Annotated in this window: 15 protein-coding genes; 5 read left to right on the forward strand and 10 right to left on the reverse strand. The window is 53.7% G+C overall.

Going from position 1 to position 22,050, the window contains the following annotated elements:
- Positions 1–7: 7 nt before the first annotated feature.
- The 4 genes from KTT_RS29690 to KTT_RS29705 form a co-directional block, all read right to left on the reverse strand.
- Complete coding sequence (locus KTT_RS29690) at positions 8–3,778, reverse strand: CheR family methyltransferase (protein ID WP_126601306.1); 3,771 nt, start codon at positions 3,776–3,778, stop codon at positions 8–10.
- 141 nt (positions 3,779–3,919) lie between these two features.
- Complete coding sequence (locus KTT_RS29695; protein ID WP_126601307.1) at positions 3,920–4,972, reverse strand: chemotaxis protein CheB; 1,053 nt, start codon at positions 4,970–4,972, stop codon at positions 3,920–3,922.
- Between the two features lie 549 nt (positions 4,973–5,521).
- On the reverse strand, positions 5,522–7,753 hold the full coding sequence (gene recD2, locus KTT_RS29700) for an SF1B family DNA helicase RecD2 (protein ID WP_126601308.1): 2,232 nt from the start codon (positions 7,751–7,753) through the stop codon (positions 5,522–5,524).
- 102 nt (positions 7,754–7,855) lie between these two features.
- Positions 7,856–8,971 (reverse strand): carboxylate-amine ligase, encoded by a 1,116-nt coding sequence (locus tag KTT_RS29705; protein ID WP_126601309.1) that lies wholly within the window; start codon positions 8,969–8,971, stop codon positions 7,856–7,858.
- Positions 8,972–10,287: 1,316 nt separating this feature from the next.
- On the opposite strand from KTT_RS29705, the gene KTT_RS29710 reads away from it, so the two are divergent.
- Both KTT_RS29710 and KTT_RS29715 read left to right on the forward strand, forming a co-directional pair.
- The gene (locus KTT_RS29710) at positions 10,288–11,133 is read left to right on the forward strand and encodes a methyl-accepting chemotaxis protein (RefSeq protein WP_126601310.1); all 846 of its coding nucleotides are present in this window, start codon (positions 10,288–10,290) and stop codon (positions 11,131–11,133) included.
- Positions 11,134–11,181: 48 nt separating this feature from the next.
- Positions 11,182–12,132, forward strand: a complete 951-nt coding sequence (locus KTT_RS29715; RefSeq protein ID WP_126601311.1) for a phosphotransferase family protein — start codon at positions 11,182–11,184, stop codon at positions 12,130–12,132.
- A 100-nt stretch (positions 12,133–12,232) separates the two neighbouring features.
- Here the strand turns inward: KTT_RS29715 and KTT_RS29720 are convergent, their stop codons facing one another.
- Together KTT_RS29720 and KTT_RS29725 are read right to left on the reverse strand one after the other, a co-directional pair.
- Positions 12,233–12,904: a response regulator gene (locus KTT_RS29720; RefSeq protein ID WP_126601312.1), complete on the reverse strand. Its 672-nt coding sequence runs from the start codon at positions 12,902–12,904 to the stop codon at positions 12,233–12,235.
- A complete protein-coding gene (locus KTT_RS29725; protein ID WP_160146218.1) occupies positions 12,901–14,079 on the reverse strand; it encodes a sensor histidine kinase in 1,179 nt (392 codons plus the stop codon). Before KTT_RS29725 ends, KTT_RS29720 begins: the two co-directional genes overlap by 4 nt.
- A gap of 382 nt (positions 14,080–14,461) precedes the next feature.
- On the opposite strand from KTT_RS29725, the gene KTT_RS29730 reads away from it, so the two are divergent.
- Entirely contained in the window at positions 14,462–16,750 is a 2,289-nt protein-coding gene (locus tag KTT_RS29730) for an MMPL family transporter (protein WP_160146219.1), read from the forward strand.
- Positions 16,751–16,870: 120 nt separating this feature from the next.
- Here the strand turns inward: KTT_RS29730 and KTT_RS29735 are convergent, their stop codons facing one another.
- Complete coding sequence (locus tag KTT_RS29735; protein WP_126601315.1) at positions 16,871–17,905, reverse strand: aldo/keto reductase; 1,035 nt, start codon at positions 17,903–17,905, stop codon at positions 16,871–16,873.
- 268 nt (positions 17,906–18,173) lie between these two features.
- Here KTT_RS29735 and KTT_RS29740 point away from each other — a divergent pair, with 268 nt between their 5' ends.
- Positions 18,174–19,073, forward strand: coding sequence for a LysR family transcriptional regulator (locus KTT_RS29740; RefSeq protein ID WP_126601316.1), 900 nt, complete (start codon positions 18,174–18,176; stop codon positions 19,071–19,073).
- 59 nt (positions 19,074–19,132) lie between these two features.
- Here KTT_RS29740 and KTT_RS29745 read toward each other — a convergent pair whose 3' ends face one another.
- Positions 19,133–20,227, reverse strand: coding sequence for a hypothetical protein (locus KTT_RS29745; protein WP_126601317.1), 1,095 nt, complete (start codon positions 20,225–20,227; stop codon positions 19,133–19,135).
- A 66-nt stretch (positions 20,228–20,293) separates the two neighbouring features.
- Positions 20,294–20,599, reverse strand: coding sequence for a hypothetical protein (locus KTT_RS29750; RefSeq protein WP_126601318.1), 306 nt, complete (start codon positions 20,597–20,599; stop codon positions 20,294–20,296).
- Between the two features lie 298 nt (positions 20,600–20,897).
- On the opposite strand from KTT_RS29750, the gene KTT_RS29755 reads away from it, so the two are divergent.
- Positions 20,898–21,332, forward strand: coding sequence for a zinc-ribbon domain-containing protein (locus KTT_RS29755; RefSeq protein WP_126601319.1), 435 nt, complete (start codon positions 20,898–20,900; stop codon positions 21,330–21,332).
- A 95-nt stretch (positions 21,333–21,427) separates the two neighbouring features.
- On the opposite strand, the gene KTT_RS29760 is transcribed toward KTT_RS29755, so the two are convergent.
- The gene (locus KTT_RS29760; protein ID WP_126601320.1) at positions 21,428–21,964 is read right to left on the reverse strand and encodes a DUF1269 domain-containing protein; all 537 of its coding nucleotides are present in this window, start codon (positions 21,962–21,964) and stop codon (positions 21,428–21,430) included.
- Positions 21,965–22,050: the final 86 nt, after the last annotated feature.

The following is a 22,050-nucleotide window of genomic DNA, read 5'->3' on the forward strand; positions in this document are numbered from 1 at the left end:
GTTATATCTATAGAGAATGGGGAAGGGAGAAGTAGAAGCTGCTGCCCTTGCCCGGTTCGCTTTCCAGCCAGAAACGACCGCCATGCCGGGCAATGATTGCATGGGCGATATACAGGCCCAGACCTAATCCTTCCACGCGCTCGTTTTCATCGTGGCCGCGGTAGAAACGCTCAAAGAGGTGCTTCTGATCTTCTTTAGAGATGCCCCGTCCCTTATCATGGATCGCCACCACAGCCTCATTCGGCATATTCTGCACCTCAATCCTCACTTCAGACTGTTGAGGGCTATATTTTAATGCATTGGTGATGAGGTTATGCAGGACCTGCTCGATATAGCCTTTATCAATCATAACATTGATCACATCTTCTTGTGATTGTACAAGAATGCGATCTTGCTGCTCTGTACTGGCATATTGCTCACAAATCTGCCGTATCATCTCCACCAGGTTGACCTCTTCCTTCCCATGCAATTCAAAGACTTCACCGCGGATACGGGCCACGTCAAGCATTTCAGAGATCAGCTTGTTCATTCTTCCTACCTGGTAAGTAATCTTTTCAAGTAAGGCCACTTCTGAATCAAATGACTGCTCTGCATGCCCGGTTCCATCCGTCGAGCGTTTGTTGAGCATTCGCTGTACCCGTTGCACATTGGCCAGGATCAAGGATAGCGGGTTCCGCAGTTCATGGGTAACCAGTGAGATAAACTCATCCTTCAACTGATCAACCTTCTCAAGTTCTTCGCGGGCCAGCACCTGGTCGGTCATCTCAATGGCAACGACGAGCATATAGCGCACGCGCTCAGCATTCATGGTATCCATAACTGGAAGAAGCGTGTAGTCCCAGACAACCCGGTGATCATCATATTCAACGACGGATAGATCAGCGATGTGCACGGATTGGCCATCTATCAAAGCCTGTTCCCAGATAGCCTGACGCCTCTCTGCGGGTAATGCCAGGCGCAGATCTTCCCAGCAGCGACCTATCAACGTATCCTGTGGCAAACCGGTCACGCGAGCAACGCTCTCAAGGTAGCGTGAACTGGCAAGCAAGAGATGCTGGCTCTGTGCATCGAAGAGGGCCAGGGCACCAGCAGGAAAATTGCGAAAGATAAGCTCGAATTGCTCGCGCTCATGCTCAACCTCTAGCAGGCGCTTCTCGGTCTCATCAACGGCGTAGATGATGACACCATCAACCTTACCATTGGTATCATGTGAAGGGATCAACGTATACGCGAAATAAGCCTCAACAGGTTTACCAACATCACCCTGCGGCAACGGAGTCACCACATGATCCAATGTGCGCGGCTCATCAAGCCGGTAGGCATCGCGAGCCAGGTGCAGTATCTCTATACCTTTGTCCCAGAAGATGTCAAGCACCTCATCAAGGGCGCGTCCATAGACAGAGCGTGTAGAAAGTAAGCGTGCGTAGCGCGGGCTATACGCATCGACAATCAGGGTGGGGCCACGCAAAACCAGGATATAGAAAGGAGCCAGTTCAATCATTTTCGCCAGGCGACCACGCTCGCTCTCCATGGTAGCGGTCATCTCCTGCAGTTCACTGCTACGCGCACGCAACTCGTCGTTGGTCGTCTCCAGCTCCTCATTGGTCGCCTGCAGCTCCTCATTATTGGTCTCTAGCTCTTCATTGGTCGCCTGCAGCTCTTCGTTGGTCGTCTCGAACTCCTCAATGCTAGCCTGCAGCTCCTCGTGTGTCAGCATCAGTTCTTCATTAGTGACCTGTAATTCCTCGTTCGCATCCACCAGTTCTTTATTGACATCGCTGAGACGCTTATTGGCCGTGCTCAGTTCATTCATCAGTTGGGTCTGTTCCGCCTGCACCGTCTCTAGCTGACGCCGGAACTGTACCTGCTGGGTTACATCGGCGATACTGATCACGGCCAGGGTAGAGGAGTCTGACTCCATCTGCATCAAAGAGATTGAAAGGCTCACATAGCGCCCATTACCGCCGGAGGCCATATCCAGCTCAACTTCCAGAGGGCTAACCGAATTACGTTCCCGAAAGACACTATCGATAGCGGCCCGTGTATCGTGATAGGGGATGCCGCGTACGGCGTGGAGGAAGTCCTGTTCGGTGCCAATCTCACGTAACCCCAGCAGGCGCCGGGCTGATCCATTAGCGGTCAAAATGCGATACGAGCGATCGATGACCACAATGCCAATGGGTAAGAAGCGCAGCAGCAATTCGTTGAAACGGCGTAACTGACCTATATCCAATGCCAGATTTGCTGAATCCTGCTCGTTGTTTGATTTTCCTGACATCATATTTTGCTGCTTCATGGCTTGTCTTTCCATGTAAGGATTTATTCGCTCGGAAAGAAGCTGATGGCGCATTGAGGGTAACCCATTGCCAATACAGCGATATACCTTCCACTGTTTATTGATAAGTTCATAAAACGATTGCACGGGACGCACAGTCTCGGCCTTCCCTAAAAAGAGATAACCATCGGGCGAGAGAGAGAAGGCAAATTGATTGAGCACATACTCCTGCAGTTCAGGGGTAAAATAGATCAATACATTGCGGCACAAGACCAGGTCGATACGCGGGAAAGGAGCGCTCCGGCTGAGATCTTGCTGACCAAAGATAACCATCTGGCGCAGCGCTTTCGAGATGCGATAGCCGTTATCGATCGGCTCAAAAAAACGCTCGCGATACTCCTTTGGTATCCCTTTGAGCAGGCTTTCCGCATAGATGCCACGGCGAGCGAAGTTAATCGCGGCCTCATCCAGGTCGGTCGCGAAAATCTTCACGCTCCACTCCAGCAATTCCGCCCCCAGCATATCGGTCAGCAACATAGCCAGTGAATAAGGCTCTTCACCGGTCGCGCACCCGGCGGCCCAGAAGCGCAGGACACGATTGCGCGTACGCGCGCGCGTGATTAGTTTGGGGAGAATTTCATTTCTCAGGTAGGAGAAAGCCTCTGCATCGCGAAAGAATTGCGTCACATTAATCAGGAAGGCCTTGACCAGCTCGCCCACCTCTTCAGGGGTTGCCTTGAGATACTGGGCATATTCACGCATGCTCCGACTATGCGTGACAGCCATGCGCCTGGCCACACGGCGCAGAATGGTTGATGTTTTATATGGTCGAAAATCAATGCTTGCTTGCCTGCTTACCAGTTCAAGGATATCGCGTAAAACATCTTCCACCTTCTCTTCACTTTGTTGGATATGCTCATCGTGCAACAGTTCCTGGAGAAAAGGGCCAATCCGCTCGATGGGAAGCGCGAAATCAATCACAGTAGGAGGCAATGAAGCGGGCATAGAAGGATAACGGGCTGTTTGCGGATCTTGCACAATCACCACGCCACCCTTATCTTTCACATCGACAGCGCCAACTGATCCATCCGTGCCTGAACCTGTCAAAATCACAGCGATCAAATTTTCACCGTAAGCCTCGGCCGCGGTAGAAAATAAGGTATCCACCGATGGGCGTGGACGCCTTGAATGACTTTCCTTTACCTCGACATAATGATCGTGGATAGAGGCCAGGTGATTAGACGGTATAACGTAAATTCTGCCTGCCTGCAGCTTACTTCGCGACATCACCACCTCCACAGGAAGTTGGGTTCGGTGCTGCAGGATTGTATCAAGTGAACTTACGCGATCCGGATCAAGATGCTGTGCAAGTACGATAGGAGCAGGAAAATCAACAGTCAAGGTGCTCACAAAGATAGATAGCGCTTCCACCCCCCCGGCAGATGAGCCCACGGTAATCAAACTTTTAGAGACAGGCTCGCCCTGCGTTCCAGCTTCAGTCATGAAAGATTTCTTCCCATTAAAACGACAACGTAAACCAGAATTGACAATGTGCGATGCCTATTTACTATAGGCCGATCAAACAGGATTGTCAACTCTTTCATGACAAGAAACACGCTGTAGAGTATAAGGAACGTAGTGCCTTTATTTTATGGAAGGGGGTACTTGAAGTTTTTGATCAAATCCAGGTTCGGATACTTTGAGCCCCCCTTCCACCAACAATTGGCGTAACGTCTGCGCATGCCTCTGCGCTTCCACGAACCGTGTCTCCAGACTCTGTTCCAGCCACGATCTGCCGTGCTGATGCGCATTATCCCGCATCCGCTGCAGCAATTCCGCCTTTTCTTCCATGGTCTTTAACGCCATCCAGAGCGCTTTATCCAGTTCTTCAGACTGCTCAACGAGCATGCTTTCCGCCGAAAAGGCATGACCTACGCGACAGCGAAAGCGTTGCAAGGTGCCATTCCTCATTTCCCAAAGAACGCCACCACATTCAGGGCAGGAAAAGACAGACGGATCGCCTTTGAGCTCTTCCTGCTGAAGGTCATTCTTCTCCATGTTGGTTACCTTATCTTCTGCCTGGCACTCATCCTGGGATGGGTCCGTAGCCCGCAGGTCTTCGCCATTACGATGCTCATTCGCCAGGCGCGTCACAAGTGAAGCGATCTCATTTAATGGAAGTATATAATCCACATCGACATGCGTCAGAGCACTGCGAGGCATACTTGGATAGAGGGCTTCTTGCGGATCCTGCACAATCGCGAGTCCATGTTTTTGCTTGATCGTAAAGAGACCGGACGTTCCATCATCCAACCCGCCTGTAAGAATAACTCCGGCAGCACGCCTCCCATAGGCATGGGCGGCGGAACGAAACAGCGGGTCAATCGCGGGCCGATTACGGTTTTCTCTAGGACCCCGTATCAACTTGATGCATCCGCGCTCAAGTAATAGATGATAATCCGGGGGACCAACATAAATTTTCCCATACTCAATGGGTTCACCATCGGACGGGTGTACCGCGGGTAAAACACCAGCGCGGCTCAAAATCTCTGGCAGCCGGCTGCGGCCCTCAGGCGATACATGCAACACAACAAACAAAGCTGCCGGAAGATTCCGCGGTAAACCGCTTACCAGGGTCATTAACGCCTCAACACCTCCGGCTGATGCCCCTACCACCACAATATCCTGACCAGCCATATCTCTCTCTACCTTACTTTCAAAATTTCTTTCCCGTGCTAAAATTATTCACAAGCTGTAGGAAGTACACGTTTCAGACAAAAAAAAAGTTTTCCCCATATGTACTAGAGGTGCGGAGCTTGCCTCCGATTTTTAGAGCGTGTCTGACTCTCGTCTCCCTTGGGGCACGTGCGCGCCCCCGCACGCGCGGCCGCTGCGCAGCCGCGCTATTTTTTTGTGTTGTTGCAGCGGATGCGCGGAAGCGCATCCGCTGCAACAACACAAAACTGATACATGAGCACCCCAGATGCGAAAGTTCCTATGGTGCTTACATATCCATGGTGTATTGGCGCAACAGGGGCGCATCCGCTGCAACAACACAAAACTGATACGTGAGCACCCCAGATGCGAAAATTCCTATGGTGCTTACATGTCTATGGTGTATTGGCGCAACAGGGGCGCGGATGCGCCCCTGTTGCGCCAATACACAAAAAACCAGTGCGGCTGCGTAGCGGACGCACGTACGCTCCCCCGCACGTGCCACCAACATGACGAAAGTCAAATACATTCTTATAAACGGTTGGCGAGGGCGGTATAGCGCTCACGATCGGTGACGCGATGGATGGCGGTCGCGATCGCTTTAGTGGGACCAACCAGAATGGCCAGCTTTTTGGCGCGTGTCAATCCGGTGTAGATGAGGTTGCGGCTTAAGAGCATATAGTGCTGCATAAAAATGGGAATAATCACAATGGGGTATTCGCTCCCCTGGGATTTGTGGATGGTAATAGCCCAGGCCAGAGACAGCTCTGAGAGGTCGGCGTAATCATAGCTGACTTCGCGCTCGGCGAAGCGCACCCTGACCTCCTGATCCTCCAGATTCAGTGTCGTAATCGTGCCCAGGTCACCATTAAAGACCTCGCGCTGATAATCGTTGACCTGCTGAATGACGCGATCCCCGACACGCAGGGTGTGACCGCCACGCGTCAGTTCAACACCGCCCGGCTTTAAGGGATTTAGGATCTGCTGGAGCCGGGTGTTCATATTGCGTGTGCCCGCTTCACCGCGCGTGGCGGGACAGAGCACCTGCACCTGCCGTACCGCATCGATGCCATGCGCGGGCAGATAGTGGCTGACCAGGTGGCTGATCCCTTCGGCCCCCAGTTCGGGCTCCGGTGCCTCCAGCCAGAGGCAATCGGAACTGGCGAACTTCGTCGTGGGCGTGAGATGGGGAAACTGCCCGGCATTAATGCGGTGGGCGTTGGTGACGATGTGGCTCTCAGCCGCCTGGCGGAAGATAGAGGTCAGGCGCACCACCGGCAGACGTCCAGAAGTAATCAGGTCACGCAGCACCATGCCGGGTCCGACGCTTGGCAGCTGGTCGATGTCGCCCACAAAGAGGACCTGCGCGCGCGTTGAGATGGCTTTGACCAGTGAATGGGCCAGGAACAGGTCGAGCATCGACGTCTCATCCACCACCAGCGCATCCGCCTCTAAAGGATTATGCTCATTGTAGCGAAACTGCATGGTCTTGGGATCAAAAGCCAGCAGGCGATGAACGGTTTTGGCCTCGCGGCCCGTCATCTCAGCCAGCCGCTGGGCCGCGCGTCCGGTGGGAGCGGCCAGCACGATAGACTTGCCCATAGCCTTCCATAACGCCACGATGGTACGGGTGGTAAAGGTCTTACCACAGCCGGGCCCGCCGGTCAGGATCAGCATGCGTGAAGAGGCCGCCAGCTCAACGGCCCGGCGCTGCTCCTCGGAGAGCTGGATCCCCTTCTTCTGCGTGTACCCATCGATCCAGCGCCGCACGCGTTGCTCATCGACCTCTATTGGCTCCTGGACAAAACCCGCCAGCCGTTTGGCCAGCGCCACCTCGGTATGGTAAAAAGCCGGCGCGTAACAGATGGTCTGCTCGGCCAGTTCATCGTAGCCGGGCTGACTGATCAGCTGGCCGCTCTCGGTCATCTCAGCGATCAACGAGGTAACCTTATCAGCATCAACGGGACAATCCGGCAGCGCCAGCCGCTCAACCACCTGCTCAACCAGGGTGGTCTGTGGCAAGAAGCAGTGACCATCGTCGGAGGCCTGCTGAAGGATGTGCAGAATACCCGCCTGGTAACGAAAAGAGGAATCGGGCGCGATCCCCAGGGACCGCGCGATGGTATCAGCGGTAATAAAACCGATGCCATAAATATCGGTCGCCAGCTGGTAGGGATTCTGCGATACCTTATCGATGGCGCTATCGCCATAGTGCTTGAAGATCTTTACCGCGTAGGTGGTGGAGACCTTATGGCCCTGCAAAAAGATCATCACTTCCTTGATGGCTTTTTGTGCCTGCCAGGCCTGGGCGATCATGGTGATACGCTTCTGCGCGATACCCGGAACTTCGGAGAGGCGCTCGCTATGCTGCTCGATAACATCCAGCGTATCCATGCCGAAATGGGCAACAATACGCTTCGCCGTTACCGGTCCGATCCCCTTGATCAGCCCGCTGCCCAGATATTTCTCCAGCCCCGTTAGAGTCGCTGGCTTTGTCTCCTGCGCGTGCACCACCTGGAACTGCTGTCCATACTTCAAGTGTTCGCGCCAGTAGCCGGTCAGGCGCAGAGTTTGACCGGCATGGATCTCTGGAAAGCTGCCCACAATCGTTACCAGGTCTCGGGCCGATGGCAATTTCATGCGCGCAACGGTATAGCCTGAATCTTCGGCATGGTATGTTACACGCTCAACGATGCCCTGGATATGTTCTGTACTGTTCGTTTGAACAACGCGTTTGCCAACATCTTCTTGCGGTACCGACACAATATTACTCGCCTTCTTCGTTCCTACCTATCCCACTGCAACGAGTATACCAGTCCACAACCGGATTGCCAATAGAGTCTGCTCCGCGTCACGAATGATCACTTAGAGAACGCCGCGGGTGGTTTCGCTGACGATGAAATCGACCAGCGCGAGCATATCGCCTGTACGCTGGTAGACGGCGCGCTGCCGGCTGGCCCCATTGCCCTGCTGTACGGTCTGCTGCACCAGGGCCGAAACCTCCTCCCAGTCACCTTCCGCCTCTAGAGCCGGGCGTACCAGTGTCATTAAGCGCTCGACCAGTTCAGGCGCGGAGACGACCTCACGGGTATGGACATCAACCAGTTCGCCATCCAGACCGTAGCGGGCGGCGCGCCAGTGGGCGGCACGCAGAAGCTCCTGATGGATATGGGTAAAAGGCATATCCTGCTGTGCCTGCTCATCACAGGTGCGCACCAGGGCGCGCGCCAGACCGGCCATCATCACAGCTTCATCAACCGTCAGACAAACATCGGCCACGCGAAACTCAATCGTTGGATAGCGCTCCGAGAGGCGCAGATCCCAGTAGATCTTGGTCGCGTCTTCGATTCCTTTAACGGCCACCAGCGATTGCACCAGTTCACGGTACTCTTCCAACGAGGCAAAGACTGGCGGCGGACCCGACAGTGGCCAGCGCATCCAGACCTCGGTGCGAAAGCTGGCGTAGCCGCTATCTTCGCCCAGCCAGAAAGGTGAATTGGCGGTCAAAGCCAGCAAAGGAGTCAGCCAGCCGCGCAGCCGACTAAAGATGGCATGCGCCCGCTCGGGATCGGGGAATCCTACATGCACATGGCAACCTTGAATACCCTGTTCACGAGCCAGCTGTCGAAATTCGCGCAAGAGCGATTGATAGCGTTCCTTAGGATGCACCTGCTGACCGCTCCAGTGAGAAAAAGGATGGGTGGCCGTGGCAGCCAGCTTTTTATCGATAGCCGCCGTGGCCTCGATCAGGGAACGCCGCTGCTGAATCAAAGACTGGCGAATTTCAGCCAGGCTATGGCAGACGGGAGAGACGCTCTCAACCTGCGAGAGCTGTAGCTCCGGCTGAATCTGCTCGCCCAACACGCGCTGCGCCCGGGGCAAGACGCGTGCCGCCGCCGAATCCAGCTCACGCGTTTCAGGATCAACGATCAAGTATTCCTCTTCAATGCCCAGCGTAAAACCCGTGGTATCCGTTGGCATGGTAGCTGACTCCTCTATTCTGTACAAAGGCATCGCTTGTTCTGAGAGCGTGTCTTACTCCCGTCATTGTAGAGCGCACATGGGCGCCCCCGCACTCGCGTCCGCTGCGCGGCCGCGCTGGTTTTGTATAGTGGTGCAGCAGTGGCGCAGGCACGCCACTGCTGCACCACTATACTATGGGTGGTTGGGCACCACTGGTGCTTACATGTCCGTGATATGTTAATGCAACAAAAGCGCATTCGCACCCTTATCACACTACCATACTATGGGTAATTGAGCACCACTGGTGCTTACATGTCCGTAGTGTGTTGGTGTATACGGTGCGCAGATGCGCACCGCATACACCAACACATCCAACCAGTGCGGCCGCGCAGCGGACGCGCGTGCGAGGACACTCACCTGCCCCTATGATGACGGAAATCAAGCGCCCTTTGACAAATGCTGAACAGCGATGACATTTCTTGAAATACAAAAAATTTACGGCCCAACATGATGTAAAGCCGGTTTGCTTAATATACGGGCGAAACAGGTAAATAGATGAGCGATTTTATCGATAAATGGTACTCTAGATGTATCCATGGATAGTAGATAGCTGTGAGTATTGAAAACATATACATAACACATTATGTTGTGGCTATTATAGAGAAGATGGATGATTATGGCACAGGCTACCTACAGGCATCGCCACGCGGCTGGAGGCGCTACAGAGATATTACCTGGAGGTGATGGATAGCTATATAGCGCCAGACAGATCCGGCCACCTTCACCACACTGAGTTTTGTCTTACATGCTTCCCGCCGTATCATCACCAACCTGCAAACTATGGATCAGCTCCTTACTAGCCGCTACGAAGCGCGAAAAGGGATCTCAGCAGCAGCAAGTCCGACAATGGCATGATAGCGCATAATCATTGAGATAAACAATGATGCATAATGGAACATACATATAGAGTAAATAAGGATTTAAATCTATATCCGTTGACAAATAGGTAGTTTATTGTTACTATTCACACCGGACCAATTTTCTGGCATCTCCGTTTTAAAGGTGCTATATCGCCTGCTTATAAATACAACCATATATAAATATACCCCAATATCCCCGCTACTCTACAAACTACATATTTTAGCCAGAATTTAAAGAGGAGAGAGAATTTCATGTTGTCATGGTGGTATCGGCTGGTAGAGCCAAAGGATAGCATTACTCTTGCTCAAAATGATCCTTTACATCGTACAAGAGTAGCAAGCATCTTGCTCCTTATGTCCCTCCTGACGTGTATAGCATTCATACCCGCAGGTTTATCAAGTCAAAATTATCATGTGTTACCACCCGTACTGGGTTTACTAGCGGTGACCTTCGTGGCCATATTTCTCAATCGGCAGGGAAAAGTGCAGGTGCTAGGAGCCTTAATCGCGATCGCGGTCAACGCCACGTTAATCGCGGTTTTGCTCACCTATCCAAAATTCGAACTCCCTCAGAATGCCATGCCTATCTATGACCTCTTTGTGCTCTCGGTGATTATCGCGGTCTCTTTCCTCCCTGGACCAGGCGTCGTCCTTACCACCTTATTCAATTGTTTATTTATAACCATTGATATGATTTTCCAGCCGCACACCGCCGATCTGCAGAATACCCTCACCACCACCAACTACACCATCCTCCTCCGACCACTGGCCATTCAAATTATCGTAGCCCTCGTCACCTATATCTGGGTGCGTAATGCCAATCGAGCGATTGAAAAAGCTAACCAGGCCGAGCTGATCGCTCAGTTGGAGCGTGACATGGCTCAGCAGAAGAGGGACCTGGACATAGGCATCCAGCAACTCTTACAAACGCTGGTTGAAGCGGCCAACGGCAATCTGAATGTACGAGCCCCTTATACGCAGGAAAATGTTCTCTGGCAGGTCGGAAGCGCGGTCAACATGCTTGTATCTCGTCTGCAGCGCACCACCTTGAACGAACAAGAGCTCACCAGGATCAAAGATGAGCTTCGACGGGTAATCCAGAGCGTGCGTGAAAGCAAGCGCAATCACAACAATTTTTATCTCATGCCAGGGGGCACCGATATGGATCCCCTGATCAGCGAATTGCTCGGCTGCAATCTTTCACAACCGACATATCCGCCATCCCCATCGCCTTTGAATCGCCGCGAGCTCAAAAACTAATATGCTACAATGAAGGCCTGATGGCTGAGATGTAAAAGGGGGGAAGGCATGCCTCATCCATACGAAGATCAAGCGCTCGTTGAGACTGTGATCCGCCATAGCTTGAAGATCAATCCATTGCAGGTGGAAAGGATGACGGAAGGGACGTCGACCTGCGTCTATCGCATAACTACCGAGTCAGAGACACTCTACCTGCGGATTTTGCCAGAAGAGGATGCAAGCTTCGGCCCTGAGGCCGCGCTTCATGAAGAGTTGCGAACCAGGGGCGTCAAGGTACCGGCCATCCATGTTGAACCATATAATGAGGCGCTACAGCGCTCCATCATGGTAACTGGTGAGATCAAAGGGCAACCGCTCAGCCAATCCGTAGGGCTCGGTAGGGGAAAGTTAGAAGAGATAATGCGTGAGGCGGGCCGCGACCTGGCCATGATCAACAGCGTGCCGGTTGCTGGCTTTGGCTGGATACAGCGCGATGCGCAGGTGGACCGCAATCTGCGGGCTCCATGGCCTGATCAGCGCACCTTCGCCCTCGAATACTGGGATATGGACCTGGCCTTTCTAACTAAACACGGCACGCTCTCTCAAGCAGAGACGACCATGCTCGCGCAACTACTGAAGCGCTACGACACCTATCTTGACGCCGAACAGGGTTACATCGCCCATGGAGACTTTGATAGCACGCATATCTATCAGCTGGACGGTCATTATAGCGGCATCATTGACTTTGGTGAGATCCGAGGAGTGAATCAGTGGTATGATCTCGCCCACTTCCATCTGCGTGAAGGAGAGCACCTACCCTTTGACTTGCAGACGCCCCTCGTCCAGGGTTACGATAGCGTCAAGACGCTGCCAGCAGATTATCAACAGCGTATCTGCTTTAACAGCATCCTGATCAATATCAGGATACTATCGCACATTCTGCAGACAAGGCCACCCAGTTGGTACACCCAACATCAACTGGAAGCCCTGCGCCAGGACCTCCAGTTGATGCTCTCATAGATTAAGAAGGCAGCGGCGATCTAGCTGTGCTTCTCAAGGGCGGCGCTGGCCCATCCTCTTTCCAGGATTACTTTACGAACCATTCAATGGTGTGACACAATTATGCCAGACCAAGTTGTTGGGCCAGAACGACTGCTTGCACGCGATCCCGTGCACCGAGCTTGGAAAAGATGTGGTTGATGTGCGTCTTGACCGTCGCCTCGCTCACATAGAGTTCCGCCGCGATCTCGCTATTGGAACGTCCCTGCACGATCAGACGCAGGACGTCGCGCTCACGTTCGGTTAGCCCCGTCTTTTCAACGACCGATCGGGGTGGAGGAGATGATGGTTGCGGCGTAGCTGCCGAGGGGAGCCCCGCCAGCAATTGGGCCGCGCTGACCGTTTGAAGGAGGATCTGCCCACGGGCAACGGTACGGATTGCGGCGTAGAGCTCCTCGGCACTACAATCCTTGAGGATGTAGCCTGACGCACCCGCACGCATACCCTTGATGACCTGTTCCGGCGTATCGTAGGTCGTCAACAGGATGATACGTACAGATGGATGCGCGTGATGGATGATCTCTGTGGCCGCAATCCCGTCGCGTCGGGGCATACGAATATCCATCAGCATGACGTCTGGTTGCTCAGTTGTGGCGAGTGCGGTGGCCGTGATACCATCGTCTGCCTCGCCGACGACGAGCATATCTGGCGCGGCTTCCAGGATAATGCGTAATCCTTCACGGAGCAGGCGCTGATCATCAGCGAGTGCGATACGAATCTTGCCCCCGTTCATTGTTTGCCTTTCTGAAGCTGTTTTGCCTTCTCAAATGGTAGGGAGAGCGTTACGGCAAATCCCCCTGCTTTGCGAGGACCGGCTTGAAGCGTTCCACCCAGGGCCGTCGCCCGTTCACGCATCCCTTGCAACCCATGGTGCCCATGCAGCGTCCCGGTCTGAGGTGGGGATATCGTATCTTGCCCCTTCCCATCGTCATGCACCTGTAGGATCACCTGAATATCTTGCCATTGTAATTCCGCCTGGATGTGCTGCGCCGCCCCATGACGATGAGCATTGGTAAGTGTTTCTTGCAAGACATACTGGAGCGTTTCACATTGTTGATCGTTGAGGGGGTGTGCCGTTCCTTTTTCCTCGAATACCCCCTGTATCCCGGTCCTTTCGCTGAAACGATCAAGGGCCGCCTGCAATCGCGTTACCACATTCCCATAGGACGTTGCCGCGCTGGCTGTTTCACGCCATAAGGTAACGACTCTACGGCTCTCGGCAAGGCTCTCGCGCAGCAGTGCCGCCATATCATCAAGCTTCGCAGCCACGCGTTCGGGTTGTTGTACCAGTTGCCGTGTCGCCTGTACTTGAATCGAGAGGACCGTCAGCGAATGGGCCAGCACATCATGGATATCACGTGCAATACGTACACGTTCTCGCGTCGCAGCCAGCTCCTCGACACGCTCCATCTGCTCCCGCAATTGCTTCTGCATCTCTTGCAACCGGATAAATTGCAGATGTTGAATACGGCGTGACCAGCCAATCCAGCAAATGAATGCAGCCATTATCAGCATCGTCATGAATGGCGAGTTGCTACGTATATGCTGCATCAAAAAGATGTTGTTGAACCCATGAGTTTCCGCAAGCCCGACAATACATAGAGCCGCGATTGACCATGACCAGCGAAGTGGGAAGCGGTAGATCGCAAAGCCGCAGAGCGCCAGCAGCCCGAAATCTCCCCAGTGGCCAGGAAATGTAATATTGAGCAGTATGCTCAGTGCAAAGACGAGAGCATAGTATGCCAGGGATACCGGAAAACGCCTTTCTACCCTGGCAAGGACAAGCAGGACCACGCTTATCAGGAAGAGTAATTCGCTTATGATAATCGTCGTGAGTGGAACGGACAGTAGTGTGAGGACGATCAAAACTCCCCAGATGAGCGATACACCATCTACGGCAAGAAGCATTCCCAGCGTGAACGTTTTTGGTGCGCTGCCAGGTATTACAATCCTTGCAAAGAGCCCTCGTGCTCCTAGCTGCTCTTTATCTGCCGGGAGCATGTCAAATATTTGAAGATTCCAGGGTGTTGTCATATGTGTCGTTTTCGACCTCGCTGGGAACGTATGGAGAAACTATCCATCGTATTATATCTCATGGCTGAGATTTAGAGTCACCTCCCTGTTTATTCTTCTCCACCGAGGGGTGGAGAACGAAATCATCCTCAAATCAATGCGTAGGTTGACGTGCATCTCACGTGAACAAGGTACGCTATCTCCTGTAAATGAGCTTATTCGTCCCGGAAATAATCCCCGGGTTCATTATGAGAAGGATTACAGGAGAACGTATCAGATGGAAGCTGTACTAGAAAAATGGGGCCATTTTGTGGCCCGCCGGCCGTTATTGATTATCGCGGTATGGATCATCCTCGTTGTCGTTGCTTTGAAATTCGGTCCATCGCTCGGGGCCGTGGCTGCTACGCAGCATAACACGTCATCTTTGCCTGCCTCGGCCCCGAGCGTTCAAGCGGACCACATCTATACGACCCGCTTTGCTGCGGGACAGGCCACGCTGCATAAAGAGACTGATGTGCTCGTGCTCTCTGATCCCCAGGGTATCTCGCCGCAAGATACCACGCTGGCCCGGCAGATCGAGGATTGGTTGATGGCTCCAGGCACGCGGCCGGCCCAGCTTTTGTCAGTGACGGGTCCAGGTCCCGACGCCTCGGCTGCTGCCTTCGAAAGTAGCGACCACCAGGCGCTCCGCATGATCCTCACCTGGGATACGACGAAGGGGTCCGTGCCCGACACTTCTCTCAAGGCGATCCATACCTACCTGTCGCAGCAACGCCTGTCATCAGGGAGTACGCTGGGACTGACAGGTAGTGCGCCCATCAATTATGACCTCAACGCTGGCGTCTTTAGCGGTAGTGGTGGTATTGGTACACTGCTTGGTCTCCTCATTATTCTGGTCGTGCTCGGCTTTGTCTACCGTTCATTGCTGGCTGTGCTGGTGCCGCTGGTCGCCGTTGCTCTGGCCTTCGGGGTTTCTCTGCCGGTGATTGCCTGGTTGGGACAAACCTTTGGCCTGGCCGTGGCGTCCTTCAGTCTGCAATACGTTGCCTTTGTCCTCCTGGGCGCTGGTACGAACTATGGTGTGTTTATGCTCTCACGCTACAAAGAAGAGATACGGCGTAGTGAAAAGAACGACCGCGCCGCAAGACGAGAGGCGCTGGCGCGTACCGTCGGCCACGTTGGCGAATCCATCATGTCCAGTGCCTCAACAGTGGTCGTGGCGACCGCCATCATGGGACTGGCACAGTCCTACGAATTGCGTGTCACCGGTCCCGCAGTAGCGGTCGGCGTCGTCTGCCTCTTGCTAGCGGGACTCAGCCTGCTACCGGCGCTGATGGCCCTGTGCGGCAAAGCGCTCTTCTGGCCTGCGCAGCCGCGTCCGGGAACACTGAACGATACAACTGCCACAGAAAAAGGCCTCTGGGCCCGCGCGGGACACCTGGTAACGGCCCATCCACGCCTTGTTGCGCTGCTGACGCTGGTCGTGCTCTTACCACTGGCCATCTCGACCATCGCGATTCAACCATCATTTGATGATTTGAAGTCATTACCCGCCACAGCTCCCTCGGTTCAGGCATTCAACGCATACCAGGCGCACTTCAACGATGCATCCCAGGTGCAGGTCATCATCAATGATCCGGGACGCGATCTCCGTCAGACAGCGTATAGCGGCGCGATTGAGCAGGTGGTTACCGCCCTCGCGCGAGTAACACACGTGGCCGATGTTCAGTCCCCATCAGCGAGTGGTCAACAGGGGACGCAATCATCTTTCGCCACCGATGGTAGTGCCGCCGTCATCAACCTCTCGCTCACCGTCGATCCCTCTTCACAGGAGGCGCGTCAGGCAGTTGATGCAATCTCTACAACCGCTATGCAGGCGCAGCATGGCACATCCTTGGGCGTAGCACAGGTGCTTGTAGCAGGCCAAAGCGCAACGGTACGGGATAAAGCGGTTCAGTTGGGGAGTGATTTCACGCTCGTCGTCATCCTGGTATGTATTGCCACCTATCTCATCCTGGCATTGCTCGTGCGCAGTCTCACAGCCCCGCTCTACCTGGTCGCCACCATAGCGCTATCGGCCCTGACCGCAGTGGGCGCGACGCATCTCGTCTATCACGATATTATGGGCCGACCGCTCTTCTCGATTGTACCCATCTTCGCCTTCGTCTTCCTGGTCTCGCTGGGCGAGGACTTCAACATCCTGACCATCGCACGTATCCGCGAGGAGATACAGAAGTCAGGACCGCGTCAGGGCATTGCCACCGCGATTGCTCTCACCGGTGGAGTCGTCTCATCCTGTGGACTGGTCATGGCCGCTAGCTTCTCGCGTCTGGCCACCAATGCCGTAGTGGAAGTAGCGGAACTGGGCTTTACCGTAGTCGTCGGCATTCTGCTCGACACGTTTATCGTTCGGCCCCTGCTGGTCCCCGCCATCGTCACCCTGCTGGGACGCTGGAACTGGATCTGGCCTCTCAAGAGCCCCTGGAAGAACATCCCAGGTAAAGGCGATCTAGCGATACGTAGCAATAGTCCTGCTGCAGACACCCCATCTACAGAGCTACGATAGCGCCTGGACACTACCAGCAGATCCGTTGTAATGATCTGCTGGTACACCCAACATCAACAGGAGATCCTGACGCATGATCTCCACTTTCTGCTCCCATAGAATAGAGAAGACAGCGGTGATCTAGCCTTGCTTCTCAAGGGCGGCGCGTACTGGTGCGTCATAGATCGCGGAGTTAAACCAGTTGGGATAGATAGCGGTCGGTTCTGTTAATTTGTCGAGTTCCGCCAGCTCATCAGTGCCCAAATGAAGCTCTGCGGCTCCCAGATTTTCATTGAGCTGGCTAATCTTACTGGCGCCAACCAGCACGGAGGTGATAGCCCGGCGAGAAAGCAACCAGCTGAGCGCAATCTGCGCGGGTGAGGCATTGTGACGCTCGCCGATCTGGCGCAACTTCTCTACCACGTCATAGCCATGCTCACGATCAAAAGGGATAATATCAAAGCCCGTCAAGCGGCCGCCACCGCCGCCAGGATTCTCACGCGTATATTTGCCGCTCAGAAATCCACCGGCTAACGGACTCCACACCAGGATGCCAATTCCCGCATCCTGAGCAAACGGGATCATCTCGTGCTCAAGGTCACGTCCAATCAATGAGTAGTACATCTCGGCCACACGAAACTGTGCCCAGTGATGTTCGCGCTGTAGTCCTACCGCTTTAGCGGCCAGCCATGTTGGCCAGTTCGAGAAACCGATATAGCGTACCATCCCCTGTCTCACAACATAATTGAGCGCCTCCAGCGTCTCCTCCAAAGGAGTATATGGATCAAGGCGATGGACGAGATAGACATCGATATAATCGGTCCCCAGGCGCCGCAGGCTGCCCTGCACCGAGGCCAGGATATGCTGCCTTGACAATCCCTGGTCAAGCAACGCTTCTCCCATACGATTACCAACCTTGGTAGCGATTGCCACATCCTGGCGACGCTCCCCCAGGGCTTTTCCCAGCATGAGTTCCGACTGTCCATTCGCATAGGCGTCAGCCGTATTAAAAAAGTTCACCCCTGCATCGAGTGCTGATGCTACTAGCTCATCCGCGCCCGCCTGATCCACCTTATAAATGGAGCCAAACGCCCCTTCTCCTGATCCAAAGGTCATACTTCCGAACGCGAGTCTGGAAACGATTAAACCGGTGTTGCCTAAACGTGTATATTGCACGCTGCTCCCCCCTTATTTTCTTACCCGGGACGGCACTATTAGCTCTTTTAAGAGTCCATCCTGGTCTTTCACTTAAACATCAACGTTACAAAAAGATCCTGGCGTTAAGAATCAGCAAAAGCATTTCTGGCCTGCGGCCTTCATGCGCTTACATAAAAAGTATGCTACCGGAGCGTACGTTTGTCCAAGACAAGCTTTCTCTTACGTGATAGAATGGCTCTATCAATCAACATAAGCGATATAAAACTAATACCTGGATCGAATACAAATGGAATTGCGTACCCTGCAGTATTTTGTTGTGCTGGCCGAGGAGCTACATTTTGGTCGTGCCGCCGAGCGACTCTTGATCGCCCAACCATCCCTGAGTTACACCATTAAAGAGTTGGAACGAGAGCTTGGTGTAGCTTTACTACAACGCGACCGCCGCAGCGTATCGCTAACAGACGCGGGCCGAACCGTTCTCGTTGAGGCAAGGCGCACGCTAGAGCAGTCAGAACGCGTACGCACTGTAGCCGAGCAATTTCGGTCGGGACAGGCGGGTAGGCTGCAAGTAGGATTTGAAGCGACCGGCGCTGGCGCAATCGGACCCAAAGTCCAGGCACGATTCGCCCGGCAATATCCCGATGTTCACATCATTCCCAGGCGTTTTGATTGGGGAGCGGAGACAGAGGCGTTGCGCCAGGGTGCTGTGGATGTGGCATATGTATGGTTACCAGCGCAAATCGAAGGATTGCGGATGGAGATTATCACCCAGGAGCCACGCATGGTTGCCATGGCACAACATCATTTACTGGCGAACCGTAAAGAGATACATATCATGGATCTCGCCGATGAACCGCTCATGTGGACAAAGAGGGCACCCAGGGTCTGGGTAGATTGGTGGGCCGTCAATCCTCGTCCAGATGGAAGGGAACCAATCTGGGGACCCACAAACGACAATGTGGAAGAGATGCTTGAACAGGTTGCAGCCGGAGTCGCCGTCTGTATTGCTCCGACCTCAATGTCCACCTCCTACGCACGGCCCAACCTTGTCTGGCGTCCCATCATCGATATCGATCCGTTGCGGATCGCAATCGCCTGGCGCGAAAATGATATCAATCCTCTCATCGAGCGCTTCGTCGCCACCGTGCGTACGGTAGCGGTTGAGCTACAATCGTCTCATGAGTAATTTGGGTAGCACGCATAGCATCTGAAGAGGGAAACGCCCGGCCGTACCCTTTCCATACATTATTTCAAGACCGGCAGCCTTAAAATATAGAGCAACACCACCAGCAGTAGAGAGATCGCGAAGAAGAGCCAGCCCGCAACCTGCCATAGATATCTGCCAGAGCGAGCATACAGGGCATGAAAAATCGAAGCAATCGCCAGTCCACTGATCGCCAGGATAGGGAACCAGCTGAACTGGGAGATGGAGAAGAGAGATAGTAGGATACCGATGCCGGCCAGGGCAAAGTTGAGCCAGAGCTGGCCATCGGTCGATTTCTGGCTATCCTCCACTATCGTCTCGAGCTGGGCCACGGTCTCAAAAATGTCGTTGGTGGCGTTCCACTGCATCACGCGCTCGTAGAACGGACCATAGCGCTGCGCGCCGATACGCGCCTCCTGCTGATCAGGCCACTCGATATCCTGTGGCTGCAGCAGACTGATAAAATTGTAGATCTGTTGCACTGAGAGGCGTACAGCGATGGCTTCACGTGGCGAAACGATCAGCCAGCCACGCTGGCCGGTCGCGCGATCGAAATGGATGAAGCGACCAGGGGACCAACCCTGTTCCAGAGCACTCTCATTCAAGCGCAGTCGCTGCTGTAGCAGATCCAGCACCTCTTCAACCGCGCCATCCATGCTCTCCATCAACGCCCGCTTGCGATGCTGCTTCTGCCTCTGCATGCTCCTCACCACGTCCGAGGGAACATTTACCTGCGTCTCTTCCAGGTGTAAAACAACGTAGGCCACGTCATTGAGCGACTGGCGTACAGTCGTCAGATAGGAATGCAGAACGTCACAGCCCTCCAGCAGGGATGTCAGCGGCAGCCATGCATCCGCCGTCTGCGCGGGAGGCACCCACTGGCATTGCGTCACCATCCACAGATTGACCGGTGTTTGATGGCTCCAGATAGCATCATGCTCGGGCAGAACAGGAGTGGTTGCGCTGCTACGCCTCCACAGGATATAGAGCGAGAGACCACGTCCTTTGACCCAGGATTGTTCGGGTTGCGCAGACGGCAGGTCCGGAGGCAGTAGCGTTACCACCCTTTCGGACACACCATTGAACGCATCAACGGTTTGAGGTTTGCTATGAGGATGTTTCTTCTTCCTGGCCATAACCCTGCCTTTATGCACATAATCTAAGAGGCCTTAACGCAGATAAGCATGATTGCAGCGACAATGTTAGCATGCCAGTGGTTTTCCACAATGCTGGCAGGGTAGCGCGGCTTTGCCGCCTCTCCGTGGTAGGATATTGAACTGGCTACAAAAAGAGCATTGTAGCAGTTCGGCCCCGCAACTCAAGCAAAGCAGCCCTTTGATGTCCTTGAGCACGTTAATAGGGCGGTATCCCCGCGTACGGCGACAACGCGGGCAACGCAACACGTTGCCGCTTCCGATGCCTCGCGTGCCATCCTCCTCATCAGACTGTGAATTATTAATCATCAATCCATCGCGCAGCGTATCCAGATCATCATCCTCATCAAACATCGTATTTTATTTCTCCCCATGACCAACATTTTGCACATCACAATATCCTGCACACGTCCAGGAGAGCTATGCATAATTTTACCTGGCACTCTACACGTCAGAATATACTACAAAAGCATTATCAATTCAACAATGCAGATGCTTCATTTCTATCAATTCTCGTCTGCAGATAGAGAAAGAGAAATCGTGGTCAATTGATCAATGGGAGTAACGATAACTACCGGAATTTCACGCGTGATCTTTTTCAGCACCTCAACCGTATCATAGATAGATAAAATGTGAGGAAGGAGTCGCGACTATGTTCTGTTCTGTCTGTGGTCAGAGGGTCAAAGATGGAGCACGATTTTGTGAGCATTGTGGTGCACCACTACAAGAGCCCGGCGCCATTACGCCGTACGGGTCGTCTAAAATATCTTTTGACCAGGGTGGACTGAGAAAACAGGCTGATCCCTATAAAGATCAGATCAGCCAGTTAAAGCTACAGATCAGGCAGCTAAAGCTGGACTTGAAGCAGATCAACACGGGTATGTCCAAAACGCGGGCCCAGTATAATCAGACGGCGGCCTTCGTGCCGCGTGGCTTGCTGAGGCGTGGCTATAAAATCACAGAGGACATTCGGCTGATGGGTCCACAGCAACAAAAGCAGCGCTTACAGCAAGAGATCATGTCGCTGGAGCAACAGTTGCTGGGATTGCAACAGGCACAGATGCAGTGGAAAAACGGGCGGGATTAAATGGATCAAATAAGCCTATGCTCCTATCTAGCAGGCGCCCACACCGATAGTGATTCCTTCCCGGTGCGAGAAGGAATCACACATCCAGGCTTGCTTTACTGGCTCACCTGGTGCTCGGGTGTGATCTCGCCTTTGGAGGCCGCCTCATTTACCGCATGCTCAACCTGGGCGGACGTTGACTCCGGTACCGCGTAGCCAATCACATTCTTGCTACCCAGCCGCTTCATCTCTTCCGACACCGACTTGATCTCGTATTCATCGCACAGAACCGCCAGGGCCGCGTTCCCCTGCTTGATCGCCGAGGCCACCTGGTCGACGTCCTCACGCTTAATACCCTTCAACCAGGTCACAGCCAGTCCGGCCACCGCGCCATAAACAGGGAGCAACAATCCGCCGGTCAAGGGAACCAGCAACAGACCGATCAAGGCCCCCTTCTTCCAATCGAACTTACTGCTGCGCTCATCCTTTATCTTGCCCTTCTCGTCCTTATAGATCACGGTGCTGCCACCAAGCTTAATATCGGACTGAGTCTCGTCCCAGACTTCGATCTCTTTCTGGGCCTGTTTTGCCTTCGCCACATTTTCAAACACGCCGACTACCAGCATATTATTCTTATTGGGCCTCGTAGACATCTACGTCCTCCTTTAATCAGCTAACACTCTTCAATGCACTATATTCGCCACTACTCGAATATAGTTGATAAAGGGAGGTGTGCCGT

This window comes from Dictyobacter aurantiacus (genome assembly GCF_003967515.1).
Classification (GTDB): Bacteria; Chloroflexota; Ktedonobacteria; order Ktedonobacterales; family Ktedonobacteraceae; genus Dictyobacter; species Dictyobacter aurantiacus.